The following is a 23,487-nucleotide window of genomic DNA, read 5'->3' as shown; positions in this document are numbered from 1 at the left end:
AATACGCTGGCCGGAGACCCGGGTGAAAATAATGGCCTTTATGCATGATATTGCCGCTCTGTTGCCTGCTGCCAAAAGTTATCCATCCCAAATTCGTGTCCGGGCTTGATGCAGGGAATTGTAGTTCATTTTATCTGGCATCATGTTTAATTTATTTGGTGTATGGGGTATAAGAATGGTATTCTTTTAGAGGTGGGGCCAATTTTCCCTGTCCTGGCTGATCTTCGGACAGGCCGCAAAAAACGCGGGCGGCCGCCGCTTCAACAGCAGCCATCCTTTTATCATACTAGATGAGGTGTGGAGAAATGAGATCGATTGTAAATGAACAGGAAGAAATTATCGCATACCTTAAAAAAAATAGAGACAGCTTCGAACAGAAGCTATTAAATGAAGCTGTAAATGTAAAAGATAAAATTGATGAAATTTTAAGAATAGGGAACATTGATTTGTTGAACAATGCCTTTAAAATTGTAACGTATGTCGTCGAACAGCAGGATGAGGAACTGGTCGCATTTGCCCGCCAAGAAGGGATTGCCTGGGCAACGCATTCTTTGACGCTCGGACTGAAACTGGAGTGGGTGCAGGCGATCCGCCGGACATTATGGGTATTTCTGAGAAAGTACGGGGAAGAAAAAGGGATTGAAGTGGACCAGGACTACTTTTTTAACATGGAGAAAAAAATCAATGACCGTATTGACCAATTTTTAAATCACTTTTTTATCCGGTATTCTACCTATAAAGATGAACTGATCGACCAGCAAAAAAGATTGGTGGAAAACCTGTCCGTCCCGATCATTCCGATTACATCGAGCGTCTGTATTTTGCCGTTAATCGGCTCTATTGATATGTTCCGCACCAATATTTTGGAAGAAAAAGTTTTGCTTGAGGTAGGGCGGCTGCATGTCCAAACGTTGATAATGGATTTCTCCGGCATTGCAGAAGTAGAGATGGAGGTAGTCGACCATATTTTTAAGATGATTGACGGCACTTCGATGATGGGATGCAAAGTGGTCATCACCGGCCTGCGCCCGGAAATTGTAAGGCAGATGGTCACAAGGGGCCTTTCCTTTGAAAATAAAGCAGAAACAAAAGGGACATTACAGCAGGCATTGAAAAAATATATTCAATATGATGATTTAAACAAGGAAATTACGCTGTATTAACGGTTATATTATAGAAATCATAAAAAAGGCCCCGCACTTTTCCAGGAGGCGGGGCTTTTTTTTGCGGCTGAAAACGTAAAGCGTTTATGATTCGATTACAGGCTTTGCGCCGGGAGGGGAGAAAAATTTGCCCGCAATTCCCCATACGTTCCTCCCGGGGGAATTGCGGTCCGATCCGTGGGAAAAGCGAGACCAGGCTGGCCGCCTCGAAGCTTTTCCGGGCCGCTACAAACTTTGTTCCCTTGCCTGGACGGCACGTGTTTCTTTTGTGCGGTGTTCCAGCCGGCTGAATAAAAGCCCGATGGCCGTTCCGCAAAGAGCCGGCATTACCCATTCAAGGCCGGCGGCGGCAAGCGGCAGTTTTTGGGCGAATGCCCCGATAAAGCCAAGCGGGACGCCGAACCCTTTCAGCCCTTCGATTAAAGCAAACACGCCCGTAAACAACAATGCAAAGCCGTATACTTTTTTCGAACCGCGGAATGCCGCGTGGAAAAATGTCAGGACAACGAGCACGATCGTAACCGGATAAGCCATTTCCAAAAACGGGACGGAAAATTTTAAAATGGTATTAAGCCCGAGATTGGAGAGCGTAAAGCCGGTAAGGACAACGGCAATGATAACACCATGGTAGCTGAATTTCGGCACCAGATTGGAAAAATATTGCCCGCACGCTGTTGTTAAACCGGCGACGGTTGTAAAGCAGGCCAGCATAAAAATAAAACCGAGCAGTATTTTTCCCGCCTGCCCGAATAGCAGGGAAGACATTGCCGTCAGGACATCGGTGCCGTTTTGGAACGTGCCGCTTGTAGCCATTTTTGCGCCGATCAATCCGAGTGCGACATAGACGAGCGCCAAAATCGCGCCGGCAATCAACCCGGCTTTTAATGTATAGGCCGTCATTTGTTTCCGGTTTGCGACGCCGCGGTGTTTGACCGCTGTTAAAATGACGATGCCAAACGCCAGGGAAGCGAGCGCATCCATCGTGGAGTATCCGTCAATAAAGCCTTTATAGAAAGAACCGGTCTGGTATCCGGCTGCCGGTGCCGTAAACGGGCGGCCAGAAAGTTTAAAGAAGCCGGCTGTGCAAAGGACAGCCATTGCCAGCAATAATACCGGTGTAATCCAGCGCCCGAGCGTATTTGACATTTTGTCAGGATTCAGGCTGGTCAAATAGACGAGCAGGAAAAAGACGGCGCTGAACAACAGCAAAGAGACTGGCGAACTGTGGGCGGACCCGGAAAGAAACGGTTTAACCCCCATTTCATAAGCGACGTTTGCATTTCTTGGGATCGCCAAAAACGGCCCGATACATAAATAGACAATCACGGTAAATACTGTACTGAAAACCGGATGGACCCGGTTTCCGATCGCCTGGATGCCGCCATCTACAAAAGAGACTGCCGCGATAACGAGAACCGGCAGCCCGACCCCCGTTACGATAAAGCCTGCCATTGCCGGCCAGTAAGACGATCCCGACTGGATGCCGAGAAAAGGAGGGAAAATTAAATTTCCGGCTCCGAAGAACATGGAAAACAACATAAAGCCGATAAACAATACTTCGTTTCTTTTCATAACTATGTCCGCTTCCTTTCGATGCAATATAGAGAAAAACAAAAAACCCGCCCCTGAAACAGGGACGAGTTTGCTCGCGTTACCACCCTTATTCCGCACAAAAGCGTGCGGCACCTCATACAACGTACCAACATACGTGTTCCTTTCTTAACGGGGGAATCGCCGTCAAAGCCTACTGTAAACTTCAGCTTTGCATCTCGGGGATGATCTTCGGAATGGCCTTGAACATTGGCTTTCAGCAATATGCCAACTCTCTGGGGAACAAGATCCAAACTTACTCTTCCCGTCCTCGACTTTTGTTTTTTTATATTATTTGAAAATAAGATTATCACTGAACATTTCATCTGTCAACATCTCTCCCAGAAAATTTTTTAGCCCCGTCCCTGCCATCAAAAAGGACAGAAGCCGTAATAGCCAGCTGCTGAAATGGGATAAGAAAGAATAGGAGCCGGAAGCAGGCTCAACACAAGTGCCGCCTCCAAAAAGAACAGCAAGCAGCAGGCAGAACCAACTAAAAAATCGGGAGCCAATTTTGGGCAATTCAAAAAATGAAAAAGGAAAAAGTCGATGAAATCAATAATGAAAGCGTTTCCAAATAGATTCTCAAATCAAAATTGTCAAAAAAGTTGACAGAAAAGGGTTGACCTCGGCGACCAAAAGTCGTATGATTGACAACAATTAAAGAATATAAAAAATTCTCTCGGGCGGATATTTAAAAATCCGGATTTTCACCGGGCATAAGAAAGACCCCGCAGGCAATAGAATGGGAGTGATGGAATGCGAAGTGACATGATCAAAAAAGGGATCGACCGTGCCCCGCACCGAAGCCTTTTATATGCAGCAGGGCTGAAAACGGAAGATTTCGATAAGCCTTTCATCGGGGTGTGCAATTCTTATATTGATATTATCCCGGGGCACAAACACCTCAATAAGTTTGCGGAAGTGGTAAAAGAAGCCATCAGGGAAGCGGGCGGTGTCCCGTTTGAATTTAATACGATCGGGGTGGATGACGGCATTGCGATGGGGCATATCGGCATGCGGTATTCGCTTCCGAGCCGCGAATTGATTGCCGACAGTGCCGAAACGGTCATCAACGCCCACTGGTTTGACGGGGTCTTTTACATTCCAAACTGTGACAAGATCACCCCTGGCATGCTGATGGCAGCCGTGAGGACAAATGTGCCGGCGGTCTTTGTTTCCGGGGGGCCGATGGAAGCCGGTATGGCGCCGGATGGAAAACAGTTGTCCCTTACATCGGTATTTGAAGGCGTCGGTGCCCATAAATCCGGAAAAATCAGTTATGAAGAGCTGAAAATGCTGGAAACGAGCGCTTGCCCGACATGCGGATCGTGTTCAGGCATGTTTACGGCAAACTCGATGAATTCATTAATGGAAATGCTTGGCCTGACGCCGCCCGGCAACGCCACCATCGTTGCCACGTCGGAGGAACGGCACCGCATTATCCGGGAAGCCGTCGGTCATTTAATGAACTGTATCAAAAATGATATCCGGCCGCGCGATATTGTCACAGAAGAAGCGATTGATGATGCTTTCGCGCTTGATATGGCGATGGGCGGTTCAACCAATACCGTGCTGCATACGCTGGCAATTGCCCGGGAAGCGGGAATTGACTACGATTTGGAACGGATTAACAAGGTGGCGGAAAGAGTCCCGTATCTTGCAAAAATTATGCCGGCGTCGGATTACTCGATGCACGACGTCCACCTTGCAGGCGGAATCAGCGCAATTGTCCATGAACTTTGCAAGATTAAGGGGGCGATTCACCCCGGCCGGCTGACGATCACCGGCAAAAGCATCTATGAAAATGTGAAAAATGCGGAAATCCGCAATCCTGAAGTGATCAGGCCGAAAGAAAATCCTTACAGCCCGGTCGGCGGTTTGTCCATCCTGTATGGCAACATTGCCCCGGACGGTGCCGTGATCAAAGTGGGAGCGGTCGATCCGGATATTCACACCTTTACCGGGGAGGCCATTGTATTCGAGTCCCAGGAAGAGGCTCAAAAAGGGATTGACAGCGGCCTTGTCCGTGAAGGGCATGTCGTCGTGATCCGTTATGAAGGGCCAAAAGGCGGGCCGGGCATGCCGGAAATGCTCGCGCCAACATCCTCCATTATGGGCCGGGGGCTTGGCAAAACCGTTGCCTTGATTACGGACGGCAGATTTTCCGGCGCAACCCGCGGCATCTGCGTCGGCCATATTTCACCGGAAGCGGCGGAAGGCGGGCCGATCGCACTTGTTGAAAACGGCGACCGCATTACGATTGATTTAATCAACAGAAGGATTGAGCTCCATGTTCCGAATGAAGAATTGCAAAGAAGAAAACAAAATTGGGTGCAGCCGGAGCCGAAAATCACAAGCGGCTACCTGGCAAGATATTCCGCACTCGTGACTTCCGCGAATACAGGCGGGGTTTTAAAAATCGGATTACCGCAAAAAACGTTGACGGGGACAAAGTGATCGGATCAGGTATTTTTTAGAGAGCCGGGGATGCTGGGAGCCCGGTAAATACCCCGGTCACGACATCGCCTCTGAGTGCAAGTCTGAACGGTTCTGCCTACTAGGACTTGCCGGGTCGGCCGCATGAAGCGGAGGACCCGTTACCAAAAGCAGCATTTTGTAAACGATGCTGCATGAGGCGGCGTTTGTGAGAACGCTGTGAAGTTGGGTGGTACCATGAAAAGATGCCTTTTCATCCCTGCAAAACCGGCAAAAACGATTATTCCTTTTGCCGTTTTCAAGGAGAGAAAGGCGTTTTTTATTGGGATAAATCAAGGAGCCTGCGCAAATCAGAATAGGAGGTTAAATCGTGTGTGCGAAAGCAAGAATGGATGGCAATGTGAAAACAGCAGAATGTACGGGTGCTGAGGCGCTTGTCCAGTTATTGGTGCGGGAAGGAGTCGAAGTCATGTTCGGCTATCCGGGGGGTGCGGTTTTACCGATTTACGATGCCCTCTACAACCAGCCGGTCAGGCATATCCTGGCCCGGCATGAGCAGGGGGCCATTCACGCGGCAGAAGGTTACGCGCGCGTTAGCGGAAAACCAGGTGTCGTCATTGCGACTTCGGGCCCGGGGGCAACCAACCTGATCACCGGGATTGCCGATGCGATGATGGACTCGCTCCCGCTCGTCGTCTTTACCGGCCAGGTCGGCACTTCCGTCATCGGCTCGGACGCGTTCCAGGAAGCCGATGTTATCGGCATGACGGCCCCGATTACCAAGCACAATTACCAGGTAAGGGATTTGCGGGATTTGCCGCGGGTCGTCAAAGAAGCTTTTCATATTGCAAAATCCGGCCGGCCCGGACCGGTGGTGGTCGATATCCCGAAAGATATCCAGCAGGGTACGGTGGAAATGGGAGAAAACCGGGAATTATATCTCCCCGGTTACCAGCCGAATACAAGCCCGAATCCGCTCCAGATTAAAAAGCTTGTGGAAGCTGTCTCTTATTCCGCAAAACCGGTCATATTGGCAGGAGCCGGCATCCTCCATGCAAAGGCGTCTGATCTTTTGCTCAAGTTCGCGGAAAAGTGCCGCATCCCGGTCGTAAACACGCTGCTCGGCCTTGGCAGTTTTCCGTTCCGCCACCCGCTTTTTCTCGGCATGGGCGGCATGCATGGAACGTATGCGGCAAACATGGCCATTTGCGAATGCGATCTGCTCATTAATATCGGGGCCCGGTTCGATGACCGCCTGACAGGCAACTTAGCCCACTTTGCCCCGAATGCAATGGTTGTCCATATTGATATCGACCCGGCTGAAATCGGCAAAAATGTCAAAACCGATATCCCGATCGTGGCAGATGCAAAGGAAGCCTTGCAGAAGATTTGTTCGGAAGATTTGCAAAACGCCGGCACGGATGAGTGGGTCCGCCATGTAAAAGCATACGCCGAAAATTTCCCGCTTTGGTACGAAGATGACGGCGAGGAATTGTCCCCGCAGCATGTTATTCGAAGAATCCATCATTACACAAACGGGGATGCGATCATTTCGACGGATGTCGGCCAGCATCAGATGTGGGCGGCGCAGTATTACGGGTTTGAAAAGCCGCACAAGTGGATTACATCCGGCGGGCTCGGCACGATGGGATTCGGATTTCCGGCCGCAATCGGCGCGCAAATCGCATGTCCGGACCAACTGGTGGTTTCGATCAGCGGCGACGGCGGCTTCCAGATGACATTACAGGAACTTGCCGTTGTAAAAGAATTAAATCTGCCGCTCAAGATATTCATTGTGAATAACCAGTATCTCGGCATGGTACGGCAGTGGCAGGAATCTTTCTACGAAGAACGCTATTCCTATTCGACGATCCCGGTGCAGCCCGATTTTGTCAAACTTGCGGAAAGCTACGGCATCAAAGGCTGCCGCGCAACGAACAACGAAGAACTCGAACAGGTGCTGAAATCCGTTTTCGAGGATGACGGGCCTGCCGTTGTCGACTGCCGCGTGAAAAGGCTTGAAGCGGTGTTCCCGATGGTCGCGCCGGGTGCAGGCTTGCATGAAATGATGGGGGTGAAGCCATGAAGCGGATTGTTGTAGCCACTGTTTTAAACCAGAGCGGGGTGCTGAACAAAATTACCGGCGTCCTCGCAAAGCGGCAGTTTAATATTGACAGCATTACGGTCGGCCGCACCGAAACGGAGGGCATCTCGCGCATGACCATTGTCGTCAATGTCGAAGACGACAGGCAGGCGGAGCAGCTGACAAAACAGCTGAACAAGCTGATCGATGTGATCAAAGTCCAGGACATCACAGGCCAGGCCATCGTCTCACGGGAACTTGCTTTGATTAAAGTATTGAGCACACCGCAGACGAGAAGCGAAATCGGCGGGCTTGTCGAACCGTTCCGTGCTTCCATCATAGATGTCAGCAGGGAATCTGTCACCATCCAGGTAACCGGCGACAGCGACAAGGTGGAGGCGCTCGTTGACCTGCTTAAACCGTACGGCATCAAAGAAATGGTCCGTACCGGGATGACCGCATTTCTGCGCGGCTCGCAAAAACAAGTAACCGATTTAAGCTCGTATTCCCTATTAAAATAAAAATCTTGAACTTAAGGAGAGAATGAAAAATGACAAAAGTTTATCTTGAAAAAGACATCAAAGAAGAAGCATTGAGAGGGAAAAAAATCGCCGTTGTCGGCTATGGCTCCCAGGGCCATGCCCATGCACAAAACCTTCGTGATAACGGTTTTGACGTCGTTGTCGGTGTCAGGCCGGGCCGGTCGTTTAACCGCGCGGAACAGGACGGATTTTCCGTTAAGCCTGTGAAGGAAGCCGCAAAAGAAGCGGATGTCATCATGATGCTTCTGCCGGATGAGCAGCAAACAAAAGTATACAAAGAAGAAGTGGAAGCAGGGCTCGAACCCGGCAATGCAATCGCATTTGCCCACGGATTCAACATCCATTTTACCCAGATTGTCCCGCCGGAAAATGTTGACGTCTTTATGGTTGCGCCAAAAGGCCCGGGGCATCTCGTCAGAAGGACATTTGAAGAAGGGGCCGGGGTGCCTGCGCTTGTTGCCGTCCACCAGGATGTGACGGGGGAAGCAAAAGACCTGGCGTTTGCTTATGCAAAAGGAATCGGGGCTGCCCGGGCCGGCGTTTTGGAAACAACCTTTAAGGAAGAAACCGAAACGGATTTGTTCGGTGAGCAGGCTGTCCTGTGCGGCGGGTTGACCTCCTTAATCAAAGCCGGTTTTGAAACGTTAACGGAAGCAGGGTACCAGCCGGAACTCGCTTACTTTGAAGTGTGTCATGAGATGAAGCTGATCGTCGATTTGATCTATGAAGGAGGCTTGAAAAATATGCGCTATTCCATCTCCGATACGGCGCAATGGGGCGATTTCGTCTCCGGCCCGCGCGTTGTGAACGAAGATACGAAAAAGCGCATGAAAGAGGTTTTAAAAGATATCCAAAACGGCACATTTGCCAAAGGATGGCTGCTTGAAAACCAGACAAACCGCCCGATGTTCAATGCCATCAACACACGCGAGCAAAATCATCCGCTTGAAAAAGTCGGCGAAGAACTGCGCGATTTAATGCCTTTTGTCAAAAATCCGATTAAACAAAAGGAAGTGGCTGTGAATGCAAAAGGTTAATGTTTTTGACACGACATTAAGGGATGGGGAACAATCGGCAGGCGTCAATCTCAACACCGTGGAAAAAGTCGAAATTGCCAAACAGTTGGAAAAATTTGGCGTGGATATCATGGAGGCGGGGTTTCCTGCCTCTTCAAAAGGGGATTTTGAAGCGGTTGAAAAAATCGCAAAAACCATCCGGAACAGTTCCGTTACCGGCCTGGCGAGGGCATACAAGCAGGATATTGATGCAGCCTGGGATGCACTGAAGCATTCCGCCGAGCCAAGGATCCATATTTTTCTGGCCACATCGCCGATCCATATGCAATACAAACTGCGAAAAACGCCAGATGAAGTGGCAGCTATCGCTGTTGAGGCCGTGAAATACGCGAAGCAAAAATTCCCGCTGGTGCAATGGTCGGCAGAAGATGCGACAAGGTCGGATAAAGACTTTCTCGTCCGGATCATTACAGAAGTGATCCATGCCGGCGCAAATGTCATCAACCTGCCGGACACTGTCGGCTATACGACGCCGAAAGAATACGGTGCACTGTATGACTATATTCAGGAGCACGTCCCGAATATTGATAAAGTCATTTTATCCGCCCATTGCCATGACGATCTCGGGATGGCGACGGCCAATACGCTTTCAGCCATTGAACACGGGGTCCAGCAAGTGGAAGGGACGATCAACGGCATCGGCGAACGGGCCGGCAATGTTGCCCTCGAAGAAGTCGCGGTCGCCCTCCACATCAGGCAGGATTATTACAAGAAGAAAACCCGCTTGAAATTGGATGAAATCAAACGCACCAGCCAATTGGTCAGCAAACTGACCGGGATGGTTGTACCAGGCAATAAAGCGGTTGTCGGCGCCAATGCTTTTGCCCATGAAGCCGGCATCCACCAGGACGGCGTGTTAAAAGAGGCTTCGACATATGAAATCATCACGCCGGAACTGGTTGGATTCTCAAGCAACCGGCTTGTGCTCGGAAAACATTCTGGCCGCCACGCTTTTAAAGAAAGAGCAGCAGCGCTCGGCTTTGATCTTGGCCAGGAAAAACTGAACGAAGCGTTTAAAGCTTTCAAAGCATTGACGGATAAGAAAAAAGAAGTGACCGATGACGATTTGTTCGCCATTTTAGCCGAAAAGCAAACCGATGCGGCAGATGCTGCGCATTATGAATTGGAAAGTGTGCAGGTGCAGTACGGCACATTGAATATTCCGACCGCCACAGTAAGAATCAAAACACCGGAAGGAACGCTTGTTGAAGAAGCCAGCACCGGATCGGGGAGCGTTGAGGCGATTTACCATACGATCAGCAAGCTGTTTGACGGCCCGATTGAGCTGAAAGACTATAAACTGCAGTCAGTCGGTTCCGGGCAGGATGCGCTTGCGGATGCATATGTCAAAGTGAAATGCGGGGAGTTTGAATGCGGCGGGCGCGGTTCTGCCCAAGACGTACTGGAAGCTTCCGCAAAATCATTTTTAAATGCAATCAACAGGGCGCACGCAATGGAACAGCAATCGAGAAAACAAGTACAGGTGTGATTTTCGGGGAGGAACGACAATGAAAATGAAACTGGCCGTACTGCCCGGTGATGGGATCGGGCCGGAAGTGATGGATGCAGCGATCCGCGTTTTAAAAACAGTGTTGGACAATGACGGGCATCAAGCCGTTTTTGAAAATGCGCTGATTGGGGGCGCCGCCATTGATGAAGCGGGGACGCCCCTACCGGAAGAAACGCTTGACATTTGCCGCAGGAGCGATGCCATTTTGCTCGGCGCGGTAGGGGGGCCGAAATGGGATCATAACCCGGCTTCCCTCCGCCCGGAAAAAGGCCTGCTCGGGCTCCGGAAAGAAATGGGGCTGTTTGCGAACCTGCGCCCGGTTAAAGCATATGCCACACTTTTAAACGCATCGCCTTTAAAACGGGAACGTGTGGAAAACGTCGATCTTGTTATTGTCCGCGAACTGACGGGCGGCCTCTATTTTGGGCGCCCGAGTGAAAGGCGCGGGCCGGGCGAGAATGAAGTGGTAGACACGCTTGCCTATACAAGGGAAGAGATTGAAAGAATTATTGAGAAAGCATTCCAGCTTGCCCAAATCAGAAGAAAAAAACTGGCATCCGTCGATAAGGCGAATGTGCTGGAATCAAGCAGAATGTGGCGCGAAATTGCGGAAGAAACCGCGAAAAAGTATCCGGACGTGGAATTGAGCCATATGCTTGTCGACTCAACTTCGATGCAGCTGATTGCAAATCCGGGCCAATTTGATGTCATTGTAACAGAGAATATGTTCGGCGATATTTTAAGCGATGAAGCGTCCGTGATTACCGGCAGCCTCGGCATGTTGCCATCCGCAAGCCTCCGTTCCGACCGGTTCGGCATGTATGAACCGGTCCACGGCTCCGCGCCGGATATTGCCGGGCAGGGAAAAGCCAACCCGCTCGGGACAGTGCTGTCAGCGGCTTTGATGCTCCGTTATTCGTTCGGGCTTGAGAAAGAAGCGGCGGCCATTGAAAAAGCAGTGGATGATGTGCTTCAAGACGGCTATTGTACAGGCGATTTGCAGGTGGCAAACGGAAAAGTGGTCAGTACAATTGAGCTCACAGACCGGCTGATCGAAAAATTAAATAACAGCGCAGCCCGTCCGCGCATTTTTCAATAAGAGGGCGTATCTTTCAATAAAAAAGGATTTGGCAAGTGGCAGTTTACAGCGGTGCACGTTTTCTGGATGGAAAAACAGCACGGATTTTTAATCATGAAAAAAGGAATTGGCAAAACGGAGATGGATCTCCAAAAAACGAAAAGCGGCAGATGGGAGTGATACGATGGCACCGAAAACGATTATCGATAAAATATGGGAAAACCATTTGGTCCACCGCGAAGAAGGGAAGCCGGACCTGCTCTATATTGATTTGCACCTTGTCCATGAGGTCACGTCCCCGCAGGCGTTTGAGGGGCTGCGGATAAACGGCCGCAAAGTGCGGAGGCCGGATTTAACCTTTGCCACCGTTGATCATAATGTTGCGACAACAAGGGGCCGGATTTCAAAAGACCCGGTCTCGAAAAAACAAATGTCCACTTTGGAAAAAAACTGTGGGGAATTCGGCATCCCGCTTGCCGGCATCAACCATCCGGACCAGGGGATCGTCCACGTCATCGGGCCGGAACTGGGGCTCACCCAGCCCGGGAAAACGATTGTATGCGGCGATTCCCACACGTCCACGCACGGTGCATTTGGCGCCATTGCTTTCGGAATCGGCACGAGTGAAGTGGAACACGTGTTGGCGACCCAGACATTATGGCAAAAGCGCCCGAAAACGATGCAGATCAAAATCAACGGCAAACTCGGGCCGGGCGTGACGGCTAAAGATTTAATCCTTGCCATCATTGCCAAATTCGGGATTGGCGTCGGCACCGGCCATATTGTCGAATACACCGGCGAAGCGATCCGCAATTTGTCAATGGAAGAGCGGATGACCGTCTGCAATATGTCGATTGAAGCAGGAGCCAGGGCAGGGTTGATCAGCCCGGATGAAACGACCATTTCCTTTTTGCGCGGAAGGAAATATGCGCCGAAGGAAGATTTTGAAGAAAAAGCGGCATACTGGCTCTCGCTGGCATCAGATGAAGGCGCCGTCTATGACAAAACGCTTGAAATGGATGCAGCAGAAATTGAGCCGCAGGTCACTTGGGGCACGAACCCTTCCATGTGCCTCCCGGTCAGTGAAAAACTGCCTGATCCGGCTGAAATCAACGATCCCGGCGAACGGCAGGCGGTTGAAAAAGCGTTGCAATACATGGGCCTTGAGCCAGGGATGAAGATTACAGACATCCCTGTCCAGCATGTATTTATCGGTTCATGCACGAACTCGCGGCTTGCCGATTTGCGGGCTGCAGCGGAAATTGTAAAGGGACGGCATGTAAGAGAAGGAGTCCGGGCCCTCATTGTTCCGGGGTCGCAAAGCGTGAAAGCACAGGCGGAAGAAGAAGGACTTGACAAAATATTTACGGAAGCCGGGTTTGAATGGCGCGAGTCGGGCTGCAGCATGTGCCTTGCGATGAATGATGATATTGTCCCGGCCGGAGAACGATGCGCTTCAACATCGAACCGCAACTTCGAAGGCAGGCAAGGAACAGGCGCCAGAACGCATCTTGTCAGCCCGGAGATGGCCGCAGCCGCCGCCATTTACGGCAAATTTGTCGATGTCCGGAAGCTCGGCCAGACTGTGCCGGCCCGCTAAATGGTGGCATGGCGCGCTGCTTCTTTTGCAGCAGGCAGCAGAAGAAAATTCATTCATCTATACGGAGAGAGGGGGCAAAAGCAAATGGAGCCATTTCAAACTTTTTCAGGGCTCGTATTCCCATTGGACCGAAAAAATGTCGATACCGACCAGATCATTCCAAAACAGTTTTTGAAACGGATTGAGCGCAAGGGATTTGGGGAATGCCTGTTTTACAACTGGCGCTTCGATGAAAACGGAAATAAAAGGGAAGATTTTCCTTTAAATGATCCGAAATACGAGGGAGCACAGATTTTAGTGGCAGGCGACAACTTCGGATGCGGCTCTTCACGGGAGCACGCGCCGTGGGCCTTGCAGGATTACGGCTTTAAAGTGGTCATCGCAACAAGTTTTGCTGATATTTTTCATAATAACTGTCTAAAAAACGGGATTTTAACCGTAGAGTTGCCGGAAGAAGAAGTGCGCGAGTTGATTGGCAAGGCACAGGCAGAACGGCTCGTTTTAACGGTTGATCTTGAAAAACAAGTGGTATTAACGGGAGAAAAGTCCATCCACTTTGACATTGATCCGTATCCGAAGAATATGCTGTTAAAGGGACTGGATGAAATCGGGCTGACATTATTGCTTGAAGATGAAATTTCAAAATTTGAAGCGTCTGAAAACGCAGGAGTGTGACGGGAACAATGGGGATTTCTTACAAACGAAAGACATTGTAGCAGCATTTGAAAATTTATTGCCGGTCGTGCACCGGACGCCGTTGAACGAATCGGCGACATTCAATGAAATGGCAGGAACAAGGCTTTACTTTAAAATGGAAAACCTGCAGCGCACCGGGTCTTTTAAAATCAGGGGCGCACTGAATAAAATTACGAACCTGGCAGGGGATGCGAGAAAAAACGGCGTGATTGCGGCATCGGCGGGCAACCATGCGCAGGGTGTCGCTTTTTCGGCAACGAAACAGGGGTTGAAGGCTAAAATATATATGCCGGAAAAAACGCCGCTTGCCAAAGTGCTGGCAACAAAGGCGTATGGCGCGGAAGTTGTGCTGACCGGCGAATCTTTCCAGGAAGCATATGAAGCAGCTGTTTTGGACCAGCAAATCACAGGCGCAACGTTTATTCACCCGTTTGACGATTATGAAGTGATGGCCGGCCAGGGCACGATTGCTCTCGAAATGATCCAGCAATGCGCGGATCTTGATACGGTTGTGATTCCGGTCGGGGGCGGCGGTTTAATTGCTGGCATGGCCTGCCTCCTGAAAAATTATGATCCGAAAATCCGCGTCATCGGCGTGCAGTCCGAGGGGGCGCCTGCTGTTTATAACCGCTTTAAAGGGATGGGAAACAGTCGGCTCGAACATGTTTCGGGCATCGCGGACGGCATTCTTGTAAAAGAGACCGGCCAGCTGACTTTTCCGTTAATCAGCAAGTATGTGGATGATGTCGTGACGGTGAGCGATGAAGACATTGCCATTGCCATCATTTATATGCTCGAACGTGAAAAAATGTTTGTCGAAGGGGCAGGAGCGGCGGCTTTCGCGGCTGTATTAAGCGGCAAAGTTGGCGTTTCGGGAAAGCATATTGGCATTGTTGTAAGCGGCGGAAATGCTGATCTGGATAAAATCTCCCACTTCAAACGGCTGGCTGCGGCCGGCAAAAAAAAACATAAGGTTGTTTCGCTTTAGAACCGGGCACCAGCAGGCCGGGGCATGCCAGGCGTGTTCACCAGGCTTGCCCCGGGGCGCCTTTTCTTTAATGCAGGCCGAAAAGTGAGAAAACGATACAAAAAAACAGCATCCTTTGTTACACTGATGTAGGAAAGAGGTGAAGAGATGATTCAAACGGTATTATTTGATGTGGACGGGGTATTGCTGAGCGAGGAACGTTATTTTGACGCATCCGGCTTGACCGTCTGGGAATTGATACATAGCGGCCATTATTTAGGGCTCGCACCGGAACAATTTAAAACAGCCTTAACAGATGAGGAAATCAGGCGGATCCGGGCTGATGTTTTTCAGCATGATGAAGTGTTGCGGTTTTTAAAATCGCGCGGCATGAACGCCAACTGGGATATGATTTATTTGACGTTCACCTGCCAGCTGTTACACTTGCTTTCGCAAATAAAGGAAGAGGAAGCAGGCCGGATCCGCGGCTGGCTGGCGCGTGAAATCGATTATGAAACGCTTCATGAAATCCGCGGGGTGCTTGCACACTATCCGGTTGAAACCGACTACGGCATATTTTTAAACTGGTTTGCAAAGAGGCCCGAAACAAAACAGGATTTGTTGAAAGTGCTGGACCAGCTTGCTTATGAAATCTTCGGGCTTACAGATACGCAGCTTGGCAAAAAAGGCGCGCTCTGGTCGGTGTGCGAGCAGATTTCCCAGGAATGGTATGTCGGCGACCAAAATATTATGGCCTCTACCGGGAAGCCGAGCGTGCAAACGGGGAAAAAAGGCTTTCTCGATGAAGAGATTCCGCTTGCCGAACCGGAAAAAATCGGTGCCTTGTTTTCCTTTTTGGCGGGGAAAGGGCTGAAACTCGGCGTCGGCACGGGAAGGCCGCAGCTTGAAACGTACGGGCCGTTTCGGGCGCTTGGCTGGCTGCCGCTGTTTCATGAGGCGCATATCGTGACGGCGGACGACGTTTTAAAGGCGGAAGAGGAGCTTGGAGGCCATACGCCGCTTGCAAAGCCGAATCCTTTTACCTACCTGCTTGCTTTAAAAGGGAAAAACACGCCCACCCGCGACTGTGCGGAATGCAGCCTCCCGCTTGAAAACGGGCAGGAAATCCTGATTGTCGGGGACTCGCTCGCGGACCTGCTTGCTGCAAAAAAAATAGGTGCCCAATTTGCCGGCATCTTAACCGGCTTGTCCGGAAAAGAAGCAAAAGCCGAATTTGAAGAACACGGGGCAGATTATATTTTTGAGAATGTAGTAGGCCTCAAAAACATATTTTTGTAGACTGCTGGGGTATGCTGAGGCATGCCTCTTTTTCGCAGGATATTCCGCGCCGTAAAAAACGGCAATTTCCGAAAAAATTTTTTGCAGGGAAACCTTACATGATCACTTTATTAATATAGTGTAATTTTTCCAGTTCCTCTATAAAAACGGGATGAAAAGTTTGGAAAAATATTTTTAAATAAAATTAAATGTTGACTTTATTTTAAAATTAATGTAATATTTCAACATCACAAAAGAAGGAGCAGAAATCAAGGTGGAAACCCGTAAGAACCTTCATTTTGCGGAAATCGTTGAAGTCCTGAAAATAAAACAGAAACGGTGATCTTTTAATTCGGAGTATTTCAAGGAGTGGGAAAGATGAAACAAGCAACTAAAGATTATGTAATTGACAGGGCATATAAAGCATCGGCCGGGGTAGCAAACGCTGTGCTCGTGACTTTGGGTCTGGGACTTTTGTTTGAAACGTTTGGGAAATTCCTCGGCTGGGACGGCTTTTTGGCCATCGGGGCGGCGACGAAATCGCTGTTGGCGCCGGCCATCGGCGCAGGGATTGCATATCAGCTTGGCGGCAATACATTGGTCATTTTCAGTTCGATGGCTTGTGCGGCGGTCGGCGGAAATGCGATCGGCACCACCCAGGACGGCTTGATTACGATTGTCACCGGACAGCCTGTCAGTGCTGTGCTGGCTGCAGTTGTTGCAACGTGGGTCGGGAAACGCGTGTCCGGCAAAACGAAGCTCGATATGATGGCAATTCCGTTTGCCGCCATTCTTGCCGGCGGTGTTGCCGGCGTTGGCCTTGCTGCTGTCACCACGCCGTTTTTGCAATGGCTGAGCGGTGAAATTACGGCCTCTGTACAAGGTTCGCCGCTTTTCGGTTCAATGGTTGTATCGCTCGTCTGGAGCATCCTCCTCATGTCACCTGCTTCTTCGGCCGCGCTTGCCATTGCGCTGCAGCTTGATCCGGTATCCAGCGCAGCTGCACTGATCGGCTGTACGGTCCAGTTTGTCGGTTTTACGGCAATGTCGCTGAAACAAAATGACTGGGGCGGCAATATTGCACAGTCCTTGATTACGCCAAAAGTCCAGTTCCCGAATTTGGTGAAAAATCCGCGCCTTGTTATTCCGCCGTTTGTTTCGTCGCTCATTTGTGCGCCGGTTGCAACGATGATGTTTCACTTGAAAGTGCCGTATGAACTCGGCGGGCTCGGCCTGAATTCTTTAATTGCGCCGCTTAATATTCTCGCAAACCAGGGAACCGGCGCGTTGCTTGCTTATGTTGCGGCGGGTGTGATTTTACCCATTTTTACGACGCTCGGCATCTATCATTTCCTTAAATTGTTTGGCTGGGCAAAAGCCGGCGACCTCAGAATGGAAGTCCAATAATACCGGAAAGTAAAGCCGGGCCGTACAAGCCCGGTTTTTGCTCGTATCCGAAAAAAAGCATTCACAGCGTTTTGCCGTGAATGCTTTTTATTTATACTTCTACAAAAGGTTCTTCCTGAAAGGTATAGCCGGTTGCGAGTTCCAAAGTCTGAACGGCTTTAATGCCGATTACCTCTTTTAATTGGTCCAGCACTTGCCGGCTTGCGGTTTTATCGAGCGTGAGCACCATGATCGCTTCCCCGCCGATTTCTTTCCGGCCCACCTGCATCGTGCCGATATTGGTATCATTGCTGCCGAGAATCGATCCGACCTGACCGATCATGCCCGGGATGTCCAGATGCCGGATATAAAGAAGGTGCTGTTCCGGGCGGAGATCGACACGGTAATCGTTCAGCTTCACGATGCGGCCACCGAACCCGTTAATGATCGAAGCGCCGATATTCACTTGTTTGCCTTTTTTATACAGTGCCAATTCCAAATAATTGGAAAAGCCCTTAAACGACGCATTGCGCTGCAGATTGTATGTCAACCCCTGTTCCTTTAAGAGATGGAGGGCATTGACAAGATTAACGGTGCTGCCGAGATGACGCGCCAGAATCCCTTTGATAATCGTTCTCGTCAGCAGTTTTGTATCTTCATCCAAAAGCTCGCCGGCGTACGTAATTTCAATTTTTTCGGGCGCTTCATCCAAAAGCTGGATGCCGAGCTGTGCCACCTGTTCGCCAAGAAGGAGGAACGGTTCCATCCGTTCGCGGTTTTCCCCGGAAGTTTGCGGCATATTGATGGCATTGCGGATCTCCTCAGATTCAAAAATATGGATGATTTCGTCGCTGACATCCGCCGCCACCCGGACCTGTGCTTCGCGGGTCGACGCGCCGAGATGCGGGGTTACAATAACATTCGGTAGTTCCAAAAGCCCCGGCGTGATTTCCGGCTCGTTTTCAAAAACGTCCAGAGCAGCCCCTGCAACGCGGCCTTCCTGAAGCGCCTGAAGCAGCGCCTGTTCGTCAACGAGCCCGCCGCGTGCGCAATTGATGATGCGGACACCTTTTTTCGTTTTTGCCAAAAATGCTTCATTGATCAAATGCCTCGTTTCTTTCATCAGCGGCGTATGGAGCGTAATGAAATCGGCTTGGGCGGCAATTTCGTCAAGCGTTGCTTTTTTGATGCCGAGCTTTGCCGCGCGTTCTTCGGTTAAATACGGGTCATACCCGAGCACGGCCATTCCGAATGCTTTTGCCCGTTTCGCCACTTCTGTCCCGATTTTGCCCGTCCCGATGACGCCGAGCGTTTTCTTGAAAAGCTCGACGCCTTTGAACTTTTCGCGCTCCCATTTTCCCGCGGCTGCGGACTTGTGTGCCTGCGGGATATTGCGGGAAAGGGAAAGCATCATGGCGAGTGTATGCTCCGTTGCGGAAATCGTGTTTCCTCCCGGTGAATTGACGACAATAATCCCTTTTCTCGTCGCAGCATCGACATCAATATTGTCAACGCCGACCCCGGCCCTTGCTATGACACGCAAATTGCCGGATGCCTCAATGATGTCTTTTGTCACTTTTGTTTGGTTCCGCACAATCAGCCCGTCATATTGGCCGATTGTGGCTTTTAAATCTTCCGGCGCAATGCCCGGCTGGTGCTCAACTAAAAAATCTTTGTGCGCATACAGTTTTTTCAAGCCTTCTTCGCTTACTTTATCCGTTACTAAAATTTTAAACATGCGCTTTCCATGCCTCCTCCGCTTTTTTCACTGCAATGCCGAATGTATCCTTTCCGTTCAGTTCGTGTACCGCCATTTCCAGCGCGGTTAAAACGTTGATCACGTCAAAAGGGGTGCTGTACCCCATATGGCCAATCCGGAAAATTTTTCCCTTCAGCTGTTTTTGCCCGCTTGCGACGACCATTGAAAAATGATCCTGCAAATATTTTTTGATTGCCCCGGCCTGTTCGCCATCCGGTTTCACCGCTGTGACGGTCGGCGAAGCATCCGCGTCGTTTTCGACAAGGAGCGGAAGGCCCAAAGCTTTCACGCCGGCGCGGGTCATATCGCGCAAAATTTCATGGCGCTTGATGACATTGCCCCAGCCTTCTTCCTCAATCATCCGGCACACTTCTTCCGCGCCAAACACGAGGGAAACGGGCGGGGTGAACGGTGTTGTCACGGCTTCATCATATGAATCGATATACCGGTTCAAGTCGAGATAAAACCGTTTTTCCGGTCCGTTCTTGATTGCCTCTTTGGCCCGTTTATTGACGGCGACAAAGGCAAGGCCCGGCGGCAGCATGAGCGCTTTTTGCGAACCAGAAACAAGGATATCAATCTGGTAATCTTCCATATCCGCGGGCACGCCGCCAATGCAGCTGACGCCGTCAACGATATACAAGGCATCGGTCAGCCGTTTTACAACGGCGCCAAGGTCTTTCACCGGGTTCAACACCGATGTGGATGTTTCGCAATAGGTGGCAAAAACCGCTTTGACCGGATCTTTTAGCCCCTTAAGGAACGTTTCCAGCTGTTCCGGGCGGCAGGCGGTTCCCCATTCTATATTGAGGCGGTGGACATGGGCGCCGTATGATTCGCAAATGGAAGCAAAACGCTCCCCGAACACACCGGTGACAACGACAACGACATGGTCGCCTTCATGGACAACGTTGCAGACGGCGCTTTCCAGTGCGGATGTCCCGCTGCCGGCAATGACAACCACCGGTTCTTTTGTGCCAAAGACCGGCATCAGTTTTGTCGCCACTTGCTTCAGGCTATTTGAAAAGACTTCACTGCGGTGGGCGACCATAGGCTGGTTCATGGCCTGTTTTACACGGTCCGGTACGGGTGTTGGGCCTGGTGTGAATAGCGATTCCTTACAAAAAAGCATGAGTACGTCAATCCTCCAATATAAAATTAAAATAAAACGTCCCTCCGCCACAAAGAAATCCTTGTGGAGGAGGGACGTCATGTACCGTGGTGCCACCCTCTTTTGCTGCGTACGGCAGCCTCTGGGAAAATAACGGCATATGCCGGGTGCGGCCTACATCACTTTCGGCCGGCCAGTTCAGAAGCGCTGGGCATTGTATCAGCAAAAGCATCGGTTCGCAGCAACCACCGACTCTCTGCGGCTTTTTGCAAATACGCCTTCTTCATCATTACTTTTCGAATATCATTTTGCTCTGTGCTAAATATTCTAACAGCTGGTTTTAGTTCTGTAAAGGGAAAAATGAAATAATTTAAAAATCATCGTATTTTTTGATTCGCGCAAAAAGGTTAATAACCTTTTTTGTAGTCGACAAGATGAATGTCCGGCTTGCCGCCAGCGAGGTACCGTTTTAAATTCGGGATGAAGATATCCCGGACAACTCGTTCGTCGTAATGTTCGGTTGAGCCGGCGGTGTGCGGGGTGATGATCACATTTTCCAGCTCCCAAAGCGGGCTGTCTTCAGGGAGCGGTTCCTTTTCAAACACATCCAGCCCGGCGCCGGCAATTTCGCCGGAGGCAAGGGCATCGGCCAGTTCTTTTTCATTTGCGATTTCCCCTCTGCCGATATTGATAAAAAATGCAGACGGCTTCATGCGGGCAAATGCTTCTTTCCCGAATAAATGGTACGTTTCTTTCGTAAGCGGCAGGCAGACGGCGACATAATCACAAAGCGGAAGCATATCATGGAGCTGCCCGTTGGTATACATTTCGTCTACAAACCCGGCAGGCGCACCGGAACGCCGCACGCCCAGCACTTTCATCCCGAAGGCTTTGGCAATTTTTGCCGTTTCAAGCCCGATTTCCCCGACACCGATAATGCCGATCACCTTTTCGTGCATTTCCAGTTTTAACCCGGCATGGTTCCATTTCTTTTTCGTTTGATTTCTGACATATGTATGGATTTTCCTTGTCAATGCCAGCATCATTGCAAAAATGGTTTCAGAAATCGGATAGGCGTGGATGCCGCTTGCGGAAGTCAGAAAGAGCCCCTTTTTCTCAAATTGTTCGAGCGGGAAACTGTCCACCCCCGCACTCCAGCTTTGAACCCAGCGGAGAGCGGAATCTTCCGATAATGCATCTTTTTCCATTTTCTTTCGAAAGCTCGCAATTACTTCAGCTTTCTTCACTTCACTCTGCCAATGCGCCGGATCTTTTCCGGCCAGTATGCGCCATTCCGGAACCAGTTTCCTGATTTCACCAAGCAGGCCGGGGGCAAGATTTTCTGCAATAATCATGGTTCTTTCCGCCATCAAACTCCCTCCTCGTATAATAAGTTTAAATCCAAAGTGGATGTCAATTTCCAGTTCATTCTGCTGCTCATTGACAAGTGAATATAAGATTTTGTATTCCGGGCGAGCCCGGAATACAAGTTCGGACTTGGACGCTTCGCGATGTTCCCGGATAATGGTCTTAGGATCGTTTGGGTCAATGCTTCCCCTCCTTGTAGCCTGACTACTCGAAAAGTCTGCATCCCCAGGTTCTTGCTTGAACGTCTAACCCGTAGGCCGTTCCTCCGGATCTCCGTGCTGGAAATGAGCAGTTCCAGGCAGCCCACGGCCCGGATGAGTTCTCATACGCGAGGCTGACAGATCGGCAAGCCATCTGGGGATATCCCGAAGCGTCCGATTCCATCGATCCCAATACAGAGAGGAGGAAATCATATGCCCTTATTTGTCGGTATTGACGTGAGCTCCAAAAACCTCGATGCCTGCCTGATGGATGGAATGGGGGAAACGTTAGCCACCCAAACGGTGACAAACAATCTTCCCGGTGCCTCTGAGTTAAGAGACACCATCCTCCAACATGCGGAGGCGGATGACACCATCCAGATCGCCATGGAGGCCACATCTGTGTATAGTTGGCACCCGGCAATGTTTTTCCATGAAGATCCCGAGCTGAAACAGCGTCGTACAAAGGTGTTTACCCTGAATCCGAAGCTGGTGAGAAATTTCAAAAAGGCTTATGCCGAGATGGACAAGACCGATCCCAAAGATGCCTGGGTAATTGCGGACCGCTTGCGTTTCGGGAGATTGCCGAAATCCGTGATTCAGTCAGAACAATACCTTGCCCTTCAACGGTTAACACGGATGCGCTATCACCTGATTCAAAGTTTAACCCGGGAACAACAGGTATTTTTGAATCATCTGTTTTTCAAATTCAGTGCCTTTAACCTTGAAGTGGATACATCGGTCTTCGGCCATGCCATAACGGAATTTTTGCTTGAGGCCTATAGCCTCGATGAAATTGCCCAAATGCCTCTGGAGGACTTAGCGATGTATCTCCAGACCAAAGGCCATGGCCGCTTTAGCGATCCCGAGGATTTGGCCGCATCCATCCAAAAAGCTGCCCGGTCCTCTTACCGGCTTTCTAAATGTGTGGAGGATTCGATTGACTTGGTCCTGGGCAGTTCTATTGAGATCATCCGGCATCTTAAACGCCAAATCAAGGATTTGGATAAGGCGATTGCCCGCGTTCTTGATGGAATCCCGAATACCCTCCAGACCATTCCGGGAATAGGCCCGGTGAGCTGTGCTGGGATTCTCGCTGAAATCGGCGACATTGAGCGCTTTGACGACCAAGCCGCGATCGCAAAATTTGCCGGATTGTTCTGGCCCCGCCACCAATCGGGTGATTTTGAGGCTGATGACAAAATGCTTGCGCGTACAGGCAATCGTTATCTCCGGTATTACCTGGTTGAGGCTGCCAATCTGGTCCGGCGACACGAACCTGAGTACCGCGCCTTTTACCAAAAGAAATATCGTGAGGTGCATAAGCACTCACACAAACGCGCCCTCGTCTTAACGGCAAGAAAACTGGTGCGCCTGATCGATGCGCTGCTCCGCAACGATCAAATTTATGCGCCGAAAAAGAAGGTGACGCGATGAGGTAACCAGGTAACCATCATCGATAGCCTGAACTTGAAAACTTCCAGATTATTCCAATTATCTGGAGGCTTAGTTCAGTATTGCCATTTTTATGACATAGAGCCAACAAAATTTCCAATTCACTTGTTTTTAACCCTTGACATCACACCGTAGGACTTTATTCCATTAAATCATATATTCGATATACCATAAAAAATTTCCTGC

At 50.1% G+C, this 23,487-nt stretch carries 18 protein-coding genes and 1 other annotated feature; of the genes, 13 read left to right on the top strand and 5 right to left on the bottom strand.

The features are described 5' to 3' along the window. The first annotated feature begins 305 nt into the window (after positions 1 to 305). Positions 306 to 1,163 (top strand): STAS domain-containing protein, encoded by an 858-nt coding sequence (locus tag NST20_RS12610; protein ID WP_013860316.1) that lies wholly within the window; start codon positions 306 to 308, stop codon positions 1,161 to 1,163. Between the two features lie 225 nt (positions 1,164 to 1,388). On the opposite strand, the gene brnQ is transcribed toward NST20_RS12610, so the two are convergent. Continuing rightward, on the bottom strand, positions 1,389 to 2,735 hold the full coding sequence (gene brnQ / locus NST20_RS12605) for a branched-chain amino acid transport system II carrier protein (protein WP_342399557.1): 1,347 nt from the start codon (positions 2,733 to 2,735) through the stop codon (positions 1,389 to 1,391). A gap of 57 nt (positions 2,736 to 2,792) precedes the next feature. Then, positions 2,793 to 3,034: a binding site (T-box leader), on the bottom strand. 478 nt (positions 3,035 to 3,512) lie between these two features. Between brnQ and ilvD the strand changes: the two genes are divergently transcribed. The 11 genes from ilvD (at position 3,513) to NST20_RS12550 (ending at position 17,429) form a co-directional block, all read left to right on the top strand. Then, on the top strand, positions 3,513 to 5,213 hold the full coding sequence (gene ilvD, locus NST20_RS12600; protein WP_013860314.1) for a dihydroxy-acid dehydratase: 1,701 nt from the start codon (positions 3,513 to 3,515) through the stop codon (positions 5,211 to 5,213). A 349-nt stretch (positions 5,214 to 5,562) separates the two neighbouring features. Then, positions 5,563 to 7,278 carry an acetolactate synthase large subunit gene (gene ilvB / locus NST20_RS12595; protein WP_342399556.1) on the top strand — a complete coding sequence of 572 codons (1,716 nt, stop codon included), beginning with the start codon at positions 5,563 to 5,565 and terminating at the stop codon, positions 7,276 to 7,278. Beyond that, the gene (gene ilvN / locus NST20_RS12590) at positions 7,275 to 7,796 is read left to right on the top strand and encodes an acetolactate synthase small subunit (protein ID WP_013860312.1); all 522 of its coding nucleotides are present in this window, start codon (positions 7,275 to 7,277) and stop codon (positions 7,794 to 7,796) included. Before ilvB ends, ilvN begins: the two co-directional genes overlap by 4 nt. A gap of 29 nt (positions 7,797 to 7,825) precedes the next feature. Then, positions 7,826 to 8,854 (top strand): ketol-acid reductoisomerase, encoded by a 1,029-nt coding sequence (ilvC, locus tag NST20_RS12585; RefSeq protein WP_342399555.1) that lies wholly within the window; start codon positions 7,826 to 7,828, stop codon positions 8,852 to 8,854. Next, entirely contained in the window at positions 8,841 to 10,382 is a 1,542-nt protein-coding gene (locus NST20_RS12580) for a 2-isopropylmalate synthase (RefSeq protein WP_342399554.1), read from the top strand. Before ilvC ends, NST20_RS12580 begins: the two co-directional genes overlap by 14 nt. A 19-nt stretch (positions 10,383 to 10,401) precedes the next feature. Beyond that, complete coding sequence (gene leuB / locus NST20_RS12575) at positions 10,402 to 11,502, top strand: 3-isopropylmalate dehydrogenase (protein ID WP_342399553.1); 1,101 nt, start codon at positions 10,402 to 10,404, stop codon at positions 11,500 to 11,502. 163 nt (positions 11,503 to 11,665) lie between these two features. Further along, positions 11,666 to 13,081, top strand: a complete 1,416-nt coding sequence (leuC, locus tag NST20_RS12570; RefSeq protein WP_061577558.1) for a 3-isopropylmalate dehydratase large subunit — start codon at positions 11,666 to 11,668, stop codon at positions 13,079 to 13,081. 84 nt (positions 13,082 to 13,165) lie between these two features. Beyond that, entirely contained in the window at positions 13,166 to 13,756 is a 591-nt protein-coding gene (gene leuD / locus NST20_RS12565; RefSeq protein ID WP_013860307.1) for a 3-isopropylmalate dehydratase small subunit, read from the top strand. Further along, complete coding sequence (ilvA, locus tag NST20_RS12560) at positions 13,713 to 14,765, top strand: threonine ammonia-lyase (protein ID WP_019721517.1); 1,053 nt, start codon at positions 13,713 to 13,715, stop codon at positions 14,763 to 14,765. Before leuD ends, ilvA begins: the two co-directional genes overlap by 44 nt. Before the next feature lie 147 nt (positions 14,766 to 14,912). Beyond that, on the top strand, positions 14,913 to 16,043 hold the full coding sequence (locus NST20_RS12555; protein WP_342399552.1) for an HAD family hydrolase: 1,131 nt from the start codon (positions 14,913 to 14,915) through the stop codon (positions 16,041 to 16,043). Positions 16,044 to 16,400: 357 nt separating this feature from the next. Then, positions 16,401 to 17,429, top strand: coding sequence for a PTS sugar transporter subunit IIC (locus tag NST20_RS12550; RefSeq protein ID WP_061566689.1), 1,029 nt, complete (start codon positions 16,401 to 16,403; stop codon positions 17,427 to 17,429). Positions 17,430 to 17,520: 91 nt separating this feature from the next. On the opposite strand, the gene serA is transcribed toward NST20_RS12550, so the two are convergent. The 4 genes from serA to NST20_RS12530 form a co-directional block, all read right to left on the bottom strand. Next, positions 17,521 to 19,146 carry a phosphoglycerate dehydrogenase gene (gene serA, locus NST20_RS12545; RefSeq protein ID WP_342399551.1) on the bottom strand — a complete coding sequence of 542 codons (1,626 nt, stop codon included), beginning with the start codon at positions 19,144 to 19,146 and terminating at the stop codon, positions 17,521 to 17,523. Beyond that, a complete protein-coding gene (locus tag NST20_RS12540) occupies positions 19,139 to 20,299 on the bottom strand; it encodes an alanine--glyoxylate aminotransferase family protein (protein WP_041819715.1) in 1,161 nt (386 codons plus the stop codon). Before NST20_RS12540 ends, serA begins: the two co-directional genes overlap by 8 nt. A 386-nt stretch (positions 20,300 to 20,685) precedes the next feature. Beyond that, positions 20,686 to 21,648, bottom strand: coding sequence for a D-2-hydroxyacid dehydrogenase (locus NST20_RS12535; RefSeq protein WP_342399550.1), 963 nt, complete (start codon positions 21,646 to 21,648; stop codon positions 20,686 to 20,688). After that, positions 21,648 to 21,827 carry a hypothetical protein gene (locus NST20_RS12530; RefSeq protein WP_342399549.1) on the bottom strand — a complete coding sequence of 60 codons (180 nt, stop codon included), beginning with the start codon at positions 21,825 to 21,827 and terminating at the stop codon, positions 21,648 to 21,650. The genes NST20_RS12535 and NST20_RS12530 overlap by 1 nt, the downstream gene beginning before the upstream one ends. A gap of 232 nt (positions 21,828 to 22,059) precedes the next feature. On the opposite strand from NST20_RS12530, the gene NST20_RS12525 reads away from it, so the two are divergent. Further along, positions 22,060 to 23,283 (top strand): IS110 family transposase, encoded by a 1,224-nt coding sequence (locus NST20_RS12525; RefSeq protein WP_237349286.1) that lies wholly within the window; start codon positions 22,060 to 22,062, stop codon positions 23,281 to 23,283. Positions 23,284 to 23,487 lie beyond the last annotated feature (204 nt).

Source organism: Weizmannia sp. FSL W8-0676 (assembly GCF_038593015.1).
GTDB classification, from domain to species: domain Bacteria; phylum Bacillota; class Bacilli; order Bacillales; family Bacillaceae_C; genus Weizmannia; species Weizmannia coagulans.
This window is presented reverse-complemented; position numbering and strand designations above follow the sequence as displayed.